Origin of the sequence: Microbacterium sp. GCM10027623 (assembly GCF_042666935.1) — a bacterium.
GTDB lineage: Bacteria > Actinomycetota > Actinomycetes > Actinomycetales > Microbacteriaceae > Microbacterium.
Genome location: NZ_JBHTHE010000001.1, coordinates 368,649 through 384,587 on the forward strand (window position 1 = coordinate 368,649; position 15,939 = coordinate 384,587).

The window sequence follows — 15,939 nt, forward strand, 5'->3', positions numbered from 1 at the left end:
ATGCTTGTCAATAGCAAGTAGTCGTCGGCCCGGCAGCCGCATCCGCCTCGCGGGGGATGCCCGGCGGCATGCTGCGTCCTACGGTGGAGGAATGCCCGAGTCCTTCGCGTTCACGCGCACGCCGACCCCGCGCGACGGGCGTCAGGATCTGCTGCTGGCGGGTGTGATGCTCGTCGGCGGGATCATCAGCGCCGGCCTGTCGACCGTCGCCGGGCTGTACGGCGATGCGCAGGCGCCCATGTGGTCGGCGCTGCTCACCGTGGCCGGGGTCGCGGCTCCGCTCGCGGTGCGCCGGCGCTGGCCCGCCGCCGTCGCCATCGTGGTCGCGCTGGTGTTCTTCACCAGCGTGACCGTGCGGGTCCCCGAGGTGTACGTGCTGAACATCACGATGTTCATCGCGCTCTACACGGTGGGCGCCTGGATGAACGATCGGCGGGCGGCGATGCTCGTGCGCGTCGGCATCATCGTCGGCATGTTCGTCTGGCTGATCATCGTGATGTACCGCGACGCGATCGCCGAGGCGGGCAAGGCCGACATGGCGGCCGGACTGTTCTCTCCCTACGTCGCGTTCATGATGATCCAGCTGCTGCTCAACGGGCTCTACTTCGGTGGCGCCTACTACTTCGGCGAGCGCTCCTGGAACGCCGCCGTGCAGCGGCACTCTCTGGAGGAGCGCACGCGTGAGCTGGAGGCCGAACGGGAGGTCACCGCCGCGCAGGCGGTGGCGCTGGACCGGGTGCGCATCGCGCGCGAGCTGCATGACGTGGTCGCCCACCACGTCTCGGTGATGGGCGTTCAGGCCGGCGCCGCCCGGCTGGTGATCGAGCAGGACCCGGCCGAGGCGAAGCGGATGCTGGCCGGTGTCGAGGATGCCTCCCGCGAGGCGATCAGCGACTTCCGTCAGCTGCTGGAGACGCTGCGCGCGCCGGGCGACGGCGAGGGGGAGGACGGGCCGTCCTCGGCGTTCGGGCTCGACGACATCGAGGACCTCGCGCAGTCGTCTCGGGACGCGGGGCTGCCCACGGAGTACACGGTCATCGGTGATCCGTCCCCGGTGCCGAGCACGGTCGGCGTGAATCTGTACCGGATCGCGCAGGAGGCGCTGACCAACGCCAGACGGCACGCAGGAGTCGGCGCCACGGCGGACGTACGGGTGCGGTACGCACCGGATGCCGTCGAGCTGGAGGTCGTGAACACCGGACGCTCCGTGGGCGCGCAGCGACCGGGCCTCGGCCAGATCGGTATGCGGGAGCGCGCGCTGGCGTCCGGCGGCTCGATCGACCTGCTCCCCCGGCCTCAAGGAGGATTCCGCGTGCGGGCGAGCATCCCGATCTCCCGCCCCGCCGACGGGGTGGTCGGATGATCCGCGTGCTGATCGTCGACGATCACGCCATGTTGCGCGCGGGTTTCCGCACCATCCTCGGCACGCAGCCGGACATCGAGGTGGTCGGCGAGGCCGCGACCGGCGCGGAGGGCGTCGAGCTGGCTGCGCGACTGCAGCCCGACGTGATCACGATGGACGTGCAGATGCCCGACATGGACGGCATCGAGGCGACGCGGCGCATCGTCGCGGATGCCGCGATCACGGCATCCGTGGCCATCATCACCACGTTCGATCGCGACGAGTACCTGTTCCAGGCGCTGGATGCCGGCGCGGGCGGATTCCTGCTGAAGAACGCCGGCCCCGAAGAGCTCATCACCGCCGTGCGGGCTCTGGCCGTCGGTGACGGGGTCCTCGCCCCCGAGGTCACACGTCGCGTGCTGGCCCGCTTCACGGCATCCGCCCCGCCCTCCTCTCCTGCGACCGCGCGCGGTGCGGCGAGGGATGAGCGGGTGCTCGCCGAGCCGCTGACCGAGCGCGAGGCCGAGGTGCTGACCCTGATGGCCGACGCTCGCAGCAACGCCGAGATCGCGAAAGAGCTGTTCATCGGGGAGGCGACCGTGAAGACGCACGTCTCACGCGTGCTGCAGAAGCTCGGCGCCCGCGACCGCGTGCAGGCCATCGTGCTCGCGCACCGCCACGGCCTCACGTAGACGGCCGTCACGGCGTCACTGCATCCTCGTTCGCTCGGTCGAAGAAGAGGCTGGCCAAGCACGACGCGATCATAGTACCATGCAGATGTGCGAATAACAACATTGAATGTTGGTAAAACAACACTTACCCTGTCGGTGGCCGCGCTCTGCGCGCTCACCCTCTCGGCGCCGACGATGGCTGCCGAGCTTCCTTCCGACGTCGACACCGCTGTTGATCGTCTGCTCTCCTCGTCCACGAACTCCGTTGGCGACTACTCCGATGACATCGTCGACCTGCGCGGCGACTGGCATTTCGCCGTCTATCGCAAGTACAGCAACATGTTCCAGTACCTGCCGCTGGGTCGGGTGAATGTCACCTGGGAAGACCTAGACGATGCCGAGCTGCCGGACGCCGGGCAGTTCACTCAATGGGAGACCGTCACGGTTCCCGCTGCCGACTACTCGACCGGCGGCCTGATGCAGATGGTGCGTCCGGGGTATACCCAAGGCGGCTCACGCAATGAGCTCAGCGAAGCCGACCTGTTCCCGAACTGGTCGGAGGGCTGGTTCGCTCGCACCGTCGAGATCCCCGGCGGCTTCCTCGACGACAGCGACCATGTGACGCTGATGCTCGGCATCATCGACGACATGGACGTCGTGTACATCAATGGCACACCGGTCGCGGCCAGTGGGTTCCTCGGCGCCGACGGCGCACCGGCCCCCGCCACGAACGTCCCCGACCACGGCGGGTTCGATCAGAGCGGCGACTTCAGATTCGAGAAGTCCTACTGGGAGGTCCCCCGCGAGTACGAGGTGGACAGCTCTCTGCTGCATGAGGGAACGAACGAGATCAGCATCCGGGTCTACAACAACAACTCCTACGGCGGGTTCTACGACCGTGATATCGCGCTCGTCAACTCGGATGTCGCCGTGCGCTCGCTGAAGGACATGCCGACTGAGCGAATGACCGACGATGCGCCCTACCGTGCCATCGTCGATGCGCAGGTCGCCGCGATCGAGTCCGAGGACCTTGATGCCTATGCCGCCACCCTCGACGAGGCGTACCACCAGAATGAGATCGACAAGTCGGAGCAGTTGGCCATCCTGAAATCGATGTTCGACTCTTATGAAGACCTCTCCGTGACGGACACCGCCGCCGGCTACTACCAGTACCGCGGTGCGCCCGTGTACTCCGCTGAACGGGTGATCTCCGGGGTCAGCGGGGGCCAGAGGGTCCAAATCGACGTGGATGCGCTGCACCTGCAGTACTTCCTCGACCGCGATGGCAAGACACTCGAACGCGGAAACCTGAACCACACGTACGCGGTCGACTACGTATCCACGCTTCCGGGCATGAACGGGAACACCCTGCGATACAACATCTACCTGCCACCTTCGTACTACACCGAACCCGACCGCGACTATCCCGTCGTCTATCTGCTCCACGGCATCAACAGCACAGGCGATTCGTTCGTCAACGTCGACCGCATCGAGGACCGGATGAACGAGTGGATCGCGGACGGATCGGTCGACGAGATGATCGTCGTCATGCCGAACTCCGGAAAGAACAGTGGCTACGCCGACACTCCGGGCGGCCCGAGCGACACGCAGGGTCCGTGGGCGAGCCACATCTATGTCGACATCCTCGATCAGATCGATTCGCACTACCGGACGATCGCCGATGCGGAGTCCCGTGGACTGACGGGCATATCGATGGGCGGAGGCGGCGTGTTCAAGATCGGCATGGCGCACACCGACCTCTACACATCGTTCGCGTCGCACATGGGAGCCATCCCCGACCTCGAGGCGAACTACTCCGATATTCTCGAGTCCGACATCCTGCCGAGCCTCGACTTCTACATCGACCACGGCAACGATGACCAACTGGTGAACCCGGCGGTGTCTCAGCGGGCGGCGGACTACCTGAACCGTATCGGCGCGAATGTCGAGTTCGAGCTCCGCGACGGTGGCCACAACAGCGCGTTCTACATGGAGGGGATGCAGGCGTCGATGGCCATGCACTCTGCGCACTTCCCCGATATCCCTGCACCGGTGGGAGCGCTGGTCGCTGTCAAGACCGCGACGCTCGACGACACCAACGGCAACGGCGTCGCGGACGAGGGCGAGCGGATTCAATACGAGATCGTGCTCACCAACACGGGCGACTTGCCGCTGACAGGGGTGGCGGCGATCGACCCGATGGTCGCCGGCCTCACTCCGAGCTCGGTGGCGACCCTGGCTCCATCGGAGTCGGCGACCTTCACCGCGGACCCCTACACGGTCACCGCATCCGATGTGGACCGCCGGAAGATCGTCAACGTCGCAACGGGCGCCGGGACGACCCCGGGCGGGGCGAAGGTGACTTCTCCGGAGGCGTCGGTATCCACTCCGACGATGGCTCGTGACGAAGACCCGGGGGAGGAACCGGTCTCACCGCCGGCTCCGGGAGGTGGCGCTCCGGGCGGGAACGTTCCGGACGGCGACCTGGCCGATACGGGATCGGCGCCGCCCTGGGCGCTGGGCGGTGTTGCAGCGGCACTGCTGCTGGCCGGCGGGGTGACGTTGTACATCGTGCGACGCAACCGGGCGATGTCTGCTTGATCGATCACTGAGCGCAACGGGGCCTCCGCATCCGGCGGAGGCCCCGTCTGCTCAGACCGTGGCGAGCGTGGAGGCGTGCTCGACCCGGGAGATCAGTCCGTTGAACGCCTCGAGGTAGCCGACCAGGAAGCCCGCGGTGCTCTCGTCGGTGACCTGGCCGTCGTCGGTGAACAGGCCAGGGCGGTCCTGGATGAAGCCCTCGGGCTGCCCCATGGTGACCGCGCTGAAGTGACCGAGGATCGCGCGCAGGTGCTGCTGCGCGGCAGCGGTGGCGACGCCGCTGCCCGACGTGCCGATCACGGCGACGGGCTTGCCGTAGAACGACATCTCGCCGTACGGACGGGTCGACCAGTCCAGGGCGTTCTTCAACACGCCGGGGATCGAGCGGCTGTACTCGGGAGTGATGATGATCACGCCGTCGACATCGGCGATGGCCTGCTTGAAGTCGCGCGCGACCTGCGGGAAGTCTCCGTCGTAGTCGGGGCTGTAGAAGGGGAGGTCCTTGATCTCGATCTCGACGAGCTCGGTGCCCTCGGGCGCCAGGTTCACGAGGACGCGCGAGAGGCGGCGGTTGATGGACGTGCTCGAGATGCTGCCGACGATGTAACCGATTCTGCGGGTCATGGGGATCCTTGTCATCAGGGAACGGGTATGGCGGATACAACCCGCCGGCCTTCAACTGTATTCCGATGAATATAAGAGACGCCTGACTCCCCCCGACGAGGGAGCACCTCGGTCCGCCGCGCGGGGGATGCCACAGCCTCCCCCGCTCCGTAGCGTGGAGGCATGACAGGCAGACTGCATCTCGACGGCGTCACCAAGAGCTACGGCTCGCGCACCGTGCTCGACGACATCCGCTTCGACGTCACCCCGGGCCGGCTCACCGGCTTCGTCGGCGGTAATGGCGCGGGCAAGACCACGACCATGCGCATCATCCTCGGCGTCCTCGCCGGCGATGCCGGCACGGTCACCCTCGACGGCTCCCCTGTCACATCCGCCGACCGGCGGCGCTTCGGCTACATGCCCGAGGAACGCGGCCTGTACCCGAAGATGAAGGTGCTCGAGCAGGTCGTGTACCTGGCACGGCTGCACGGCTTCGGCAAGACGGATGCCACGGCGCGCGCCACCGCGCTGCTCGAGGAGCTCGGCCTCGGAGAGCGTCTGGAAGACACCATCGAATCGCTCTCGCTGGGCAACCAGCAGCGCGCCCAGATCGCCGCCGCCCTCGTACACGACCCCGACGTGCTCATCCTCGACGAACCGTTCTCGGGTCTGGACCCGCTGGCCGTCGACGTCGTCGCCGACGTGCTCCAGCGCCGCGCCGGCATGGGATGCTCGATCCTGTTCTCGTCGCACCAGCTGGACGTCGTGGAACGACTCTGCGACGACCTGATCATCATCGCCGGCGGCACGATCCGCGCGGCCGGCTCCCGCGACGAACTGCGCGCCCGGCACTCCACACTGCGATACCAGCTGGACTCCTCCGCCGATGCCGGCTGGCTGCGCAGCGAACCCGGCGTGACCGTGATCGATTTCGAAGGCGGTTCAGCCGTGTTCGAGGTCGACACCCCCGCGACCGCGCAGCGCGTACTGCGGGGTGCGGTCGACCGCGGCGCCGTCACGAACTTCACCCCGCAGCATCCGTCCCTCGCCCAGATCTTCAAGGAGGTCATCCTGTGAACACCCCATCCGCCGTCTGGCTCGTCGCCGAGCGCGAGATCGGTTCCAAGCTGCGCAGCAAGGCGTTCATGATCTCCACCGGCATCCTGCTGCTGGTGGCTCTCGCCGGGGTGCTGATCGGCGGGTTCGCCAGCAAGTCGTCCACACCCGATGCGATCGCCGCGACACCGCAGTCCGCCTCCATCGTGAGCGCGCTGCCGGATGTGACGGTGACCGAGGTGGCCGATCGCGCCGAAGCCGAGCGGCTCGTGCTCGACGACGAGGTCAAGGCGGCCGTGCTGCCCGCCGAGGGCGACCCCACCGGGCTGGTGATCTTGGCCAAGGAGAACGCGCCTACCAGCCTGGTGATGGGCCTGTCGCAGTCGCCTCAGGTCGACATCCTCCAGCCGGCCGAGACCAACCCGCTGCTGCGCTACCTGGTGGCCATCGGCTTCGGGGTGGTGTTCCTGATGGCGGCCTCGACGTTCGGCAGCACCATCGCGCAGAGCGTGGTGGAGGAGAAGCAGACCCGCGTGGTCGAGCTGCTGATCTCGGCGATCCCGTCCCGCGTGCTGCTGGCGGGCAAGGTGATCGGCAACACGGTGCTCGCGATGGCGCAGATCCTGCTGCTCGCGGCCATCGCCGTTGTCGGCCTGATCGTCACGGGTCAGAACGAGGTGCTCGCCGGCCTGGGCGCGCCGGTGCTGTGGTTCGCCGTGTTCTTCCTGTTCGGCTTCATCCTGCTGGCTTCGCTGTACTCCGCCGCGGCGGCGATGGTCTCGCGGCAGGAGGACATCGGCTCGACGACGATGCCGCTGATGATCCTGGTGATGGCACCGTACTTCCTGGTGATCTTCTTCAACGACAACCCGGTGATCATGACGATCCTGTCGTATGTGCCGTTCTCGGCGCCCGTGGGGATGCCGGTGCGCCTGTTCGTCGGCGAGGCGCAGTGGTGGGAGCCGCTGCTGTCCTTGATCATCCTGCTCGCCAGCTGCATCGGAGCGATCCTGATCGGCGCGAAGATCTACGAGAACTCGTTGCTGCGGATGGGGGCGCGCGTCAAGCTCGGCGAAGCACTGCGCGGCTGAACGGAATATGCGCGCGCATACGTGTGTTGCGCTCTCCGGACGATGGGGTCCACCGGATTCACTCCTGAAGGGACTCATCGCCATGAGCACTGCTGTCATCGATCGCACCGCCCCCACCGAGCACGACCTGCTCGATGTTCTCGCCAACCGATGGAGCCCCCGTGCTTTCGACCCGGAGGCGCCGATCGACGAGGCCGAGCTGTCGCGCGCTCTGGAGGCGGCCCGCTGGTCGCCGAGCGCGAGCAACTCGCAGCCCTGGCGCCTCATCGTCGCGCGGCGCGGCACCGAGCTGCATCGCGGCATCCATTCGACGCTGATGGGCTTCAACCAGGCATGGGCGGGTAACTCCGGCGTGCTCATCGTCGCCGTCGCCGAGACCGCCACTGCCGATGGCACCCCGATCACCCACGCCGCCTACGATCTGGGGCAGTCGATCGCGCACCTGTCCGTGCAGGCGCATCACGACGGACTGGTCGTGCATCAGATGAGCGGGTTCGACCCGGAGCCGATCCGCGAGATCGCCGGACTGGACCCGCGGTTCGTGCCGATGACGGTCATCGCGATGGGTCACCTGGGCGACGTCTCCGCACTTCCCGAGCCCCTGCAGCAGCGTGAGGTCGCTCCCCGCGTCCGCCGCCCGATCCACGAGACGGTGGTGCTGAGCGCCTGATCGCCGTCGACGCCTAGCGCGGCCGGTGCCCTGTCCTCGACAGCGCATCGGCCGCTCTCACGAGCGCCAGATGCGAGAACGCCTGCGGGGTGTTGCCGACCTGGCGGCCCTGCACCGGGTCGTACTCCTCCGACAGCATCCCGACGTCGTTCGCGAGTTCGCAGAGCCGGTGCATGAGGGCGCGCGCCTCGCGCTCGCGGCCGGTGGACGCGTACTGCTCGACGAGCCAGAAGGAGCAGGCCAGGAACGGACTCTCGTCCCCGGCCAGCCCGTCCACCCCGCTGCCGGTGCGGTACCGGTGCAGCAGCCCCTCGTGCATGAGGGTCTGCTCGATCCGGTCTACCGTCGCCAGCATCCGGGGGTCGTCAGGGGCGCAGTAGCCCACCTGGGGAAGCAGCAGGAGCGAGGCATCCACCTCGGTCGTGCCGTAGTACTGGATGAAGTGCCCGTCACTGACGCCGTGCTGATCGATCTCGATGCGCATCCGGTGCCGCAGCTCGCGCCAGTGCTGCACCGGTCCGTCCAGACCGTACTCCTCCACCGCGCGCACGCCGCGGTCGAAGGCCGCCCACATCATCACGCGGGAATGCGTGAACTGGTGGGGATCGCCGCGGATCTCCCACATCCCCTGGTCGGCGCGATCGAGGTGGCCGGCGGCGAACTTCAGGAGCTGCCGCTCCAGCGGCCAGGAGAACTTCGACTGCTGCAGGCCCGCGGCACGAGCAGCCGACAGTGTCACCAGCACCTCGCCCACCACGTCGGCCTGATACTGGGAGGCGGCACCGTTGCCGATGCGCACGGGCGCCGAAGCCGCGAAGCCGGGCAGTGAGTCCAGCTCGCGCTCCTGCAGGTCGCGCTCGCCGGCCAGCCCGTACATGATCTGCAGGTCCGCCGGGTCGCCGGCGACGGCGCGCAGCAGCCATTCCCGCCAGCGTTCCGCCAGCGCGAGGAAGCCGTGATCGAGCAGCGCCTCCAGTGTGAGCGCCGCATCGCGCAGCCAGACATAGCGGTAGTCCCAGTTGCGCTCCCCTCCGAAGTCCTCGGGCAGCGCCATCGTCGCCGCCGCCGCGATGCCACCGGTCTCATGGTTGGTGAGAGCGCGCAGGATCAGCAGCGACCGCACGACGATCTCGTGGTGCGGTCCGTGATGCTCGATCCGGTCGGCCCAGCCCTGCCACCAGTTCTTGGTGCGCCTCAGCTCGTGGTCGACGTCGAGCGGCTCCGGCACGTCCATGTGCGATGGGAACCAGGTCAGCTGCAGGTCGCGCACCTCACCGGCGGTGACCGAGAGATCCCCCCTGTGCTCGTGATCGACGGGCTTCAGCGCAGCACCGCGGAGCGCGACGGCATCCGGTCCGGCCATCGCCACCAGACGGGGATGCTGCGCCGTGCCGGTCTGCCGCACCCACGGCATCGCCCGGGCGTAGTCGAAGCGGATGCTGAGCCGCTGTTCGAACCTCATGGTCCCCTCGACCCCGACCACCCGCCGGATGAGGTCGGTGCGGCGGACGTCGACGCGGGGATCGGGGTCGATGGGCATGAAGTCGTGCACCTCGGCCACGGCATCCGCGCTCTGCCACCGGGTGATCAGCACGAAGGTGTCGCGATCGTAGCGGCGGGTGACGGTGGCGTCGGCATCCGCGGGGCGCAGCGCCCACCGTCCGTGGGACTCGTCCCCGAGCAGGGCGCCGAACGTGCTCGCCGAATCCAGCCGAGGCAGACAGAGCCAGTCGACGGCTCCTTCGCGGGATACGAGCGCCGCCGTCCGGCAGTTGCTCAGAAGGGCATAGTCCTCGATCCGCATGGCCACGCTGCGCAGTCTTGCACCTGGTGCTCGTCGCATCCACCCCCTTGCTTCGTCGTTCCGAGCGACTAGCGTCGACATCATGTCGACGACGACCCTCCTCATCCTCGGCGCCTCCGGCGACCTGACCTCCCGGCTGCTGCTGCCCGCGATCGGGCAGCTGCTCTCGCGTGAACCGGAGCGGCAGCTCACACTGCGGGGGGCGGGCTCGGATCACTGGAGCGAGAAGCACTGGCGCGACTGCGTGCGGACGTCGTTCGCCGCATCGGATGCCGAAGACCAGTTCGACCGCGTCTCCGGCACCACGTACACGCAGGCCGATGTCACCGATCGTGATGCGCTCGCGGCGCTCGTGGAGGGCACTCAGGGCCGACTGGTGATCTATTTCGCCCTTCCGCCCGCGGTGACCGAGGCGGCCTGCGAGGTGCTGCGCGACGTCACCCTCCCCGAGAACACGGTACTCGCGCTGGAGAAGCCGTTCGGCTCCGACGAGCGCAGTGCGCACGCGCTGAACGAGCTGGTGCAGAAGCTCGTCCCGGAGGAGCGCATCTTTCGCGTCGATCACTTCCTCGGCCGGTCGACGCTCCTGAACGTGCTGGGCGTGCGCTTCGCGAATCGTCTGATCGAACCGGTGTGGTCGGCAGATCACGTGCAGTCCGTGCTGGTCCGGTACGACGAGGCGCTGGCACTGGAGAACCGCGCGCGCTACTACGACAAGGCCGGCGCGATGATCGACATGATCCAGAGCCATCTGCTGCAGGTGCTCGCGGTGCTGGCCATGGAGCAGCCGCACGACCTGGACGAACTCGATCTGCGCGACGCCATGGCGGCGGCGCTGCGCGCCACCCGGATCTGGGACGACAACCCGGTGCGATCATCGCGCCGCGGCCGGTACACGGCGGGCCGGCTCGCGGTGAAGGACGACGTGCACACGAGACAGGAGCCGCGCGACGTCCCCTCCTATGTGCACGAGGAGGGCGTGGACCCCGACCGCGACACGGAGACGCTGGCCGAGATCACCTGCGAGGTGCACACCGCCCGCTGGTCAGGGGTGCCGTTCACGCTGCGCAGCGGCAAGGCGATGACGGAGCGCTGCGCCGAGATCGTCGTGACGTTCAAGCCGGTCCGCCACATCCCCGACGGGCTGACCGGGCAGCCCACCGACGGCGGCATCCTGCGGTTCGTGCTCGGGCCCGACCAGATCGACCTCGTGCTGAACGTCAACGGCGGAGACGACCCCTTCGCGCTGCGGCGCGACGTGCTCTCCAGCAATCTCGGCAAGGGCACTCTGCTGGCCTATACCGAGGTGCTCAGCGAGATCCTCGACGGGGACATGACCCTGTCGGTCCGGTCGGATGCTGCCGAGCAGTGCTGGCGCATCATCCAGCCGGTCCGCGATGCCTGGGCACGCGGCGACGTGCCGATGGACGAGTACGTCGCCGGGTCGACGGGGCCGGCGGACTGGGCGACCACCAAGGACGCGTGAGGCCGCCCGTCGCCGGGATCAGCTCTGACTGGTGAGCACCAGCCCCGAGCCGTCGGCCGCGACGTCCACCCGCACGGTGTCGCCATCGCGCACGCCGCCCGAGAGCAGCGCAGTGGCAAGGCGGTTCTGGATCTCGGTCTGAATGAGCCTCCGCAGCGGACGGGCACCGAACATCGGGTCGTAGCCGCGCTCGGCCAGCCACGACCGGGCATCCGGGGTGACGGCGAGCGTGAGCCGACGGTCGTGCAGTCGGCGCTGCAGCTGGTCGACGGCGAGCTCCACGATCTGCGCGAGGTCGTCCTGGCTGAGGGCCGAGAACATCACGATGTCGTCGAGCCGGTTGAGGAACTCCGGACGGAAGGCCTGCCGCACGAGTGTCATCACGGCGTCCCGCTTGTCGTCGGCGGACATCACCGGGTCGATCAGGATCGGCGAGCCGATGTTGCTCGTGAGGATCAGGATGACGTTCGAGAAGTCGACCGTGCGGCCCTGGCCGTCGGTGAGACGGCCGTCGTCGAGCACCTGCAGCAGCACGTCGAAGACCTCGGGATGCGCCTTCTCGACCTCGTCGAGCAGCACCACGCTGTACGGGCGCCGGCGCACGGCCTCGGTGAGCTGACCGCCCTGCTCGTAGCCGATGTAGCCAGGAGGGGCGCCGACCAGGCGCGAGACGGTGTGCTTCTCGCCGTACTCGCTCATGTCGATGCGCACCATGGCATGCTCGTCGTCGAAGAGGAACTCGGCGAGCGCCTTCGCGAGCTCGGTCTTGCCGACACCCGTCGGTCCGAGGAACAGGAACGAACCGGTCGGGCGTCCGGGGTCGCTGATTCCCGCGCGGGAGCGGCGCACGGCATCCGACACCGCCTTGACGGCCTCCCTCTGACCGATCAGTCGCCTGCCGAGCTCGTTCTCCAGGTGCAGCAGCTTCTCGCTCTCGCCCTGCAGCAGGCGGCCGACGGGGATGCCGGTCCATGCGGCGATCACGGCGGCGATGTCCTCGTCGGTGACCTGCTCGTTGACCATCCGGCCCTCGCTGGAGAGGGCGGCTTCGGCATGCTCGGCCTCGGTGATCTCGGCCTGCAGACGCTTGATCGTCTCATATTCGAGCTTGGACGCCCGGGTGTAATCCGCCTCGCGCATGGCGAGGTCGCGCTGGGTGATGGCGTCGTCGAGCTTCTTCTTCAGCTCGCCCACGCGGTTCAGTCCCTGGCGCTCGCGCGCCCAGCGCTCCTCCAGCCCGGCGAGCTCGTGTTCCAGGTCGACCAGCTGCTCGCGCAGTGTGGCCAGCCGCTCCTTGGAGGCATCGTCCTTCTCTCGCTTGAGGGCGAGCTCCTCGAGCTTCATCCGGTCGACCTGCCGCTTGAGTTCGTCGATCTCGACCGGAGAGGAGTCGATCTCCATCTTCAGGCGCGACATGGCCTCGTCGATCAGGTCGATGGCCTTGTCCGGCAGCTGCCGGCTCGGCAGGTAGCGGTTGGAGAGGGCGGCGGATGCCACGAGCGCGCTGTCGGAGATCGTGACCCCGTGGTGCGCCTCGTAGCGGCCCTTGAGGCCGCGGAGGATGGCGATGGTGTCCTCGACGGACGGCTCCCCGACGTAGACCTGCTGGAAGCGGCGCTCCAGCGCGGCATCCTTCTCGATGAACTCCCGGTACTCGTTGAGTGTGGTCGCGCCGATCATGCGCAGCTCGCCGCGGGCGAGCATGGGCTTGAGCATGTTGGAGGCCGCCACCGATCCCTCTCCGCCGCCGGCGCCCATGAGCACGTGCAGTTCGTCGATGAACGTGATGACCTTGCCGTCGGATTCGGTGATCTCCTTCAGCACGCTCTTCAGGCGCTCCTCGAACTGGCCGCGGTACATGGCGCCGGCGACCAGGGCGGAGATGTCGAGGGTGATGAGCTCCTTGTCCTTCAGCGATTCGGCGACGTCCCCGGCGACGATGCGCTGTGCGAGTCCCTCGACCACGGCCGTCTTGCCGACGCCGGGCTCGCCGATGAGCACCGGGTTGTTCTTGGTGCGGCGCGTGAGCACCTGGCTGACGCGGCGGATCTCACTGTCCCGTCCGATCACCGGGTCGAGCTTGCCCTGGCGCGCACGATCGGTGAGATTGATGCCGAACTGCTCGAGGGCGCTCTGCTGCTCTTCGCTGCTCTGTGCGGGGTTGGTCATCCGATCCTCCTGAGGAGACTCCTTCAAAGTTGAGTTTGGATGACTCAACTTTATCAGAACCACCCGGAACGCGTCACCCCAGGTTGGCGGCGATCACATCCCAGATGTCGTCCGCGACGGCGCGTTTCGAGCCGGAGGCCCTGGCCAGCACCGCCCCCTGCTCGCCGACCACCTGGACGGTGTTGTCCTCGGCCTCGAAGCCGCGCTCCCAGCCGACCTCGTTGACGACGAGCAGGTCCACACCCTTGCGCTCGCGCTTGCGTCGCGCGCGGGCGAGCATCTCCTCGGCATCCTGTGGCGTCTCAGCCGCGAAGGCCACGACGACCTGGCCCGGATGCCGACGCGCGGCAAGTGACGCCACGATGTCTTCGTTCTGCACGAGGTCGATGCGCTCCAGCGTGCCGGACTCCTTGGTGAGTTTTCCCTCGGCGACCTCCGCCGGCCGGTAGTCCGCCACGGCCGCCGCCATCACGATCACCGCGGCGTCCTCGGCCGCCGCGCGCATCGCGTCACCCAGTTCGGCCGCCGTTCCGGCGCGCTCGATGCGGATGAGCGGATGCTGCGCAGCGGTTTCCAGCACGCCGTCGTCGATGTTCGCGGCGACCAGCACGACCTGGGCGCCGCGATCGGCGGCGGCGAGCGCGAGCGCGACTCCCTGCCGCCCGCTGGAGCGGTTCCCGAGGAAGCGCACGGGGTCGAGCGGCTCGCGGGTTCCGCCGGCGGAGACGGCGACCTGCAATCCGTCGAGGTCGCGCTCATCCAGGTCGCCCTGCCCGGCGCCATCGAGGAGCGCGAGGGCGGCGTCCACGATCTGTTCGGGCTCCCACATCCGTCCGGGTCCCGAATCACCCCCGGTGAGCTCTCCCTCTCCTGGCCCCAGGATCGCGACCCCGCGCTCACGGAGGACGGCGATGTTGGCCCGAGTCGCCGGATGCCGCCACATCTCGGTGTGCATGGCCGGAGCGACCGCGACCGGTGCGGTGGTGGCGAGCAGGGTCGTGCCGAGCAGGTCGTCGGCGAGGCCTGCGGTCATCTTCGCGATCGTGTTCGCGGTCGCGGGGGCGACGATGACGAGGTCGGCGGCCTGGCCGAGGGCGACATGCCGCACCCGGGCGACATCCTCGTGCACGCTGGTGGTGACCGGCCTGCGGCTGATCGCCTCCCAGGTGGGCAGGCCGACGAAGCGCAGCGCATCCTCGGTGGGGATCACCGTGACCTCGTGCCCGGCCTTGATGAGCAGGCGCACCAGGTGCACCGCCTTGTACGCGGCGATACCGCCCGTGACTCCGACGACGATGTTCACGATTCGATTCTGCCTCAGCATCCCGTCGGACGGGCGCCCGGCCTCCGCTTCTGAATCGTGTTTCCTGTAGGATTCGCGGACAGGCAAGAAGAAGGAGACGGAACGGTGCAGTCCCGCAGATATTCCCTGGACGCGATCGTCGCAGCCGCCACGGCCGCCCTTGAGGCGGTTCGCGTTCCCCGCGTGGACGCGGAACTGGTCGCCGACGCCCTCATCACCGCCGATCGCCGTGGCATCTACTCGCACGGCCTCATTCGCCTGCCGCTGTACGTCGCCGCGCTGGAGGCGGGCGGCATGAATGCCGCACCCGATCTGACCTGGACCCGCGAGAGCGGCGCCACCGCCGTGCTGAACGCCGACGGGGCCCTGGGCCAGGTCGCCATGGGCGCCGCCACCACCCGCGTCATCGACCTCGCGCGCACCTACGGCATCGGCATCGTCACGGTGGAGAACTCCACCCACTACGGCGCCGGCAACTACTGGAGCGACCTGCTGACGGCTGCCGGCCTGGTCGGCATCGTCACCTCCACGACCGGCCCCGCCGTCGCACCGTACGGGGGCAGCGCGGCGACGCTCGGGACCAATCCGCTGACCATCGCCTTCCCCAGCAGCGGTGAGCACTCGCTCACGGCCGATATGGCCACCAGTGCGGGGGCGTACGGCAAGGTGCTCGCAGCGAAGAACGCCGGCGAGCGCCTCCCGGACGGCTGGGCCGTGGGCCCGGACGGAGCGGCGACGACGGACCCCGCCACGGCGCTGTCGGGAGCCCTCCTGGCGTTCGGAGGGCACAAGGGATCAGCGGTGTCGGTGCTGCTCGAAGCGCTCAGCGCCGCGCTGACCGGCGCGCACTACGCCTTCGAGACCGTCGACATCTGGTCGCAGCCGGCCAGCCGGATGAACGCCGGACATCTGGTGATCGCCATCGACCCCGAGCACTTCATGGGCCTCGACCACACCCGTGATCGCGTCCGCACCCTGCAGTCGCGCGTGCGCGCGACCGGCGCGGACACCCTGGCGCCGGGAGATCCGGAGATGACCCAGCTGCGCGCGAACGAGTCCGGCATCGACCTCGCGGAGTCCACCGCCGCGGATCTCGACGCCCTGTTCGCCCGCCTCGGGGTCCCGTCACCGGCGTGACACCCG

The 15,939-nt window shown here is 68.3% G+C and carries 12 protein-coding genes; 8 read left to right on the forward strand and 4 right to left on the reverse strand.

Annotated features, from left to right (window positions below; genetic code table 11):
* Nucleotides 1-91: 91 nt before the first annotated feature.
* From ACFQY2_RS01665 to ACFQY2_RS01675, 3 genes are all read left to right on the forward strand, one after another.
* Nucleotides 92-1,363: a sensor histidine kinase gene (locus ACFQY2_RS01665; RefSeq protein WP_378743869.1), complete on the forward strand. Its 1,272-nt coding sequence runs from the start codon at nucleotides 92-94 to the stop codon at nucleotides 1,361-1,363.
* On the forward strand, nucleotides 1,360-2,034 hold the full coding sequence (locus tag ACFQY2_RS01670; RefSeq protein WP_378743870.1) for a response regulator: 675 nt from the start codon (nucleotides 1,360-1,362) through the stop codon (nucleotides 2,032-2,034). The genes ACFQY2_RS01665 and ACFQY2_RS01670 overlap by 4 nt, the downstream gene beginning before the upstream one ends.
* Before the next feature lie 174 nt (nucleotides 2,035-2,208).
* Nucleotides 2,209-4,614, forward strand: a complete 2,406-nt coding sequence (locus ACFQY2_RS01675; protein WP_378743871.1) for an alpha/beta hydrolase-fold protein — start codon at nucleotides 2,209-2,211, stop codon at nucleotides 4,612-4,614.
* Between the two features lie 51 nt (nucleotides 4,615-4,665).
* Here ACFQY2_RS01675 and ACFQY2_RS01680 read toward each other — a convergent pair whose 3' ends face one another.
* Nucleotides 4,666-5,238, reverse strand: coding sequence for an NADPH-dependent FMN reductase (locus ACFQY2_RS01680; protein WP_378743872.1), 573 nt, complete (start codon nucleotides 5,236-5,238; stop codon nucleotides 4,666-4,668).
* Nucleotides 5,239-5,400: 162 nt separating this feature from the next.
* On the opposite strand from ACFQY2_RS01680, the gene ACFQY2_RS01685 reads away from it, so the two are divergent.
* The 3 genes from ACFQY2_RS01685 (at nucleotide 5,401) to ACFQY2_RS01695 (ending at nucleotide 8,034) form a co-directional block, all read left to right on the forward strand.
* Nucleotides 5,401-6,294 (forward strand): ABC transporter ATP-binding protein, encoded by an 894-nt coding sequence (locus tag ACFQY2_RS01685; protein WP_378743873.1) that lies wholly within the window; start codon nucleotides 5,401-5,403, stop codon nucleotides 6,292-6,294.
* On the forward strand, nucleotides 6,291-7,364 hold the full coding sequence (locus tag ACFQY2_RS01690) for an ABC transporter permease (RefSeq protein ID WP_378743874.1): 1,074 nt from the start codon (nucleotides 6,291-6,293) through the stop codon (nucleotides 7,362-7,364). Before ACFQY2_RS01685 ends, ACFQY2_RS01690 begins: the two co-directional genes overlap by 4 nt.
* Before the next feature lie 82 nt (nucleotides 7,365-7,446).
* A complete protein-coding gene (locus tag ACFQY2_RS01695; RefSeq protein ID WP_378743876.1) occupies nucleotides 7,447-8,034 on the forward strand; it encodes a nitroreductase family protein in 588 nt (195 codons plus the stop codon).
* Between the two features lie 13 nt (nucleotides 8,035-8,047).
* On the opposite strand, the gene ACFQY2_RS01700 is transcribed toward ACFQY2_RS01695, so the two are convergent.
* Nucleotides 8,048-9,838: a glycoside hydrolase family 15 protein gene (locus tag ACFQY2_RS01700; RefSeq protein WP_378745005.1), complete on the reverse strand. Its 1,791-nt coding sequence runs from the start codon at nucleotides 9,836-9,838 to the stop codon at nucleotides 8,048-8,050.
* A 79-nt stretch (nucleotides 9,839-9,917) separates the two neighbouring features.
* On the opposite strand from ACFQY2_RS01700, the gene ACFQY2_RS01705 reads away from it, so the two are divergent.
* Complete coding sequence (locus ACFQY2_RS01705; protein ID WP_378745006.1) at nucleotides 9,918-11,324, forward strand: glucose-6-phosphate dehydrogenase; 1,407 nt, start codon at nucleotides 9,918-9,920, stop codon at nucleotides 11,322-11,324.
* Between the two features lie 18 nt (nucleotides 11,325-11,342).
* Here ACFQY2_RS01705 and ACFQY2_RS01710 read toward each other — a convergent pair whose 3' ends face one another.
* Both ACFQY2_RS01710 and coaBC read right to left on the reverse strand, forming a co-directional pair.
* A complete protein-coding gene (locus ACFQY2_RS01710) occupies nucleotides 11,343-13,493 on the reverse strand; it encodes an ATP-dependent Clp protease ATP-binding subunit (RefSeq protein WP_378743877.1) in 2,151 nt (716 codons plus the stop codon).
* Nucleotides 13,494-13,566: 73 nt separating this feature from the next.
* Nucleotides 13,567-14,796, reverse strand: coding sequence for a bifunctional phosphopantothenoylcysteine decarboxylase/phosphopantothenate--cysteine ligase CoaBC (coaBC, locus tag ACFQY2_RS01715; protein ID WP_378743878.1), 1,230 nt, complete (start codon nucleotides 14,794-14,796; stop codon nucleotides 13,567-13,569).
* 105 nt (nucleotides 14,797-14,901) lie between these two features.
* Here coaBC and ACFQY2_RS01720 point away from each other — a divergent pair, with 105 nt between their 5' ends.
* Nucleotides 14,902-15,933, forward strand: a complete 1,032-nt coding sequence (locus ACFQY2_RS01720; protein ID WP_378743879.1) for an Ldh family oxidoreductase — start codon at nucleotides 14,902-14,904, stop codon at nucleotides 15,931-15,933.
* Nucleotides 15,934-15,939 lie beyond the last annotated feature (6 nt).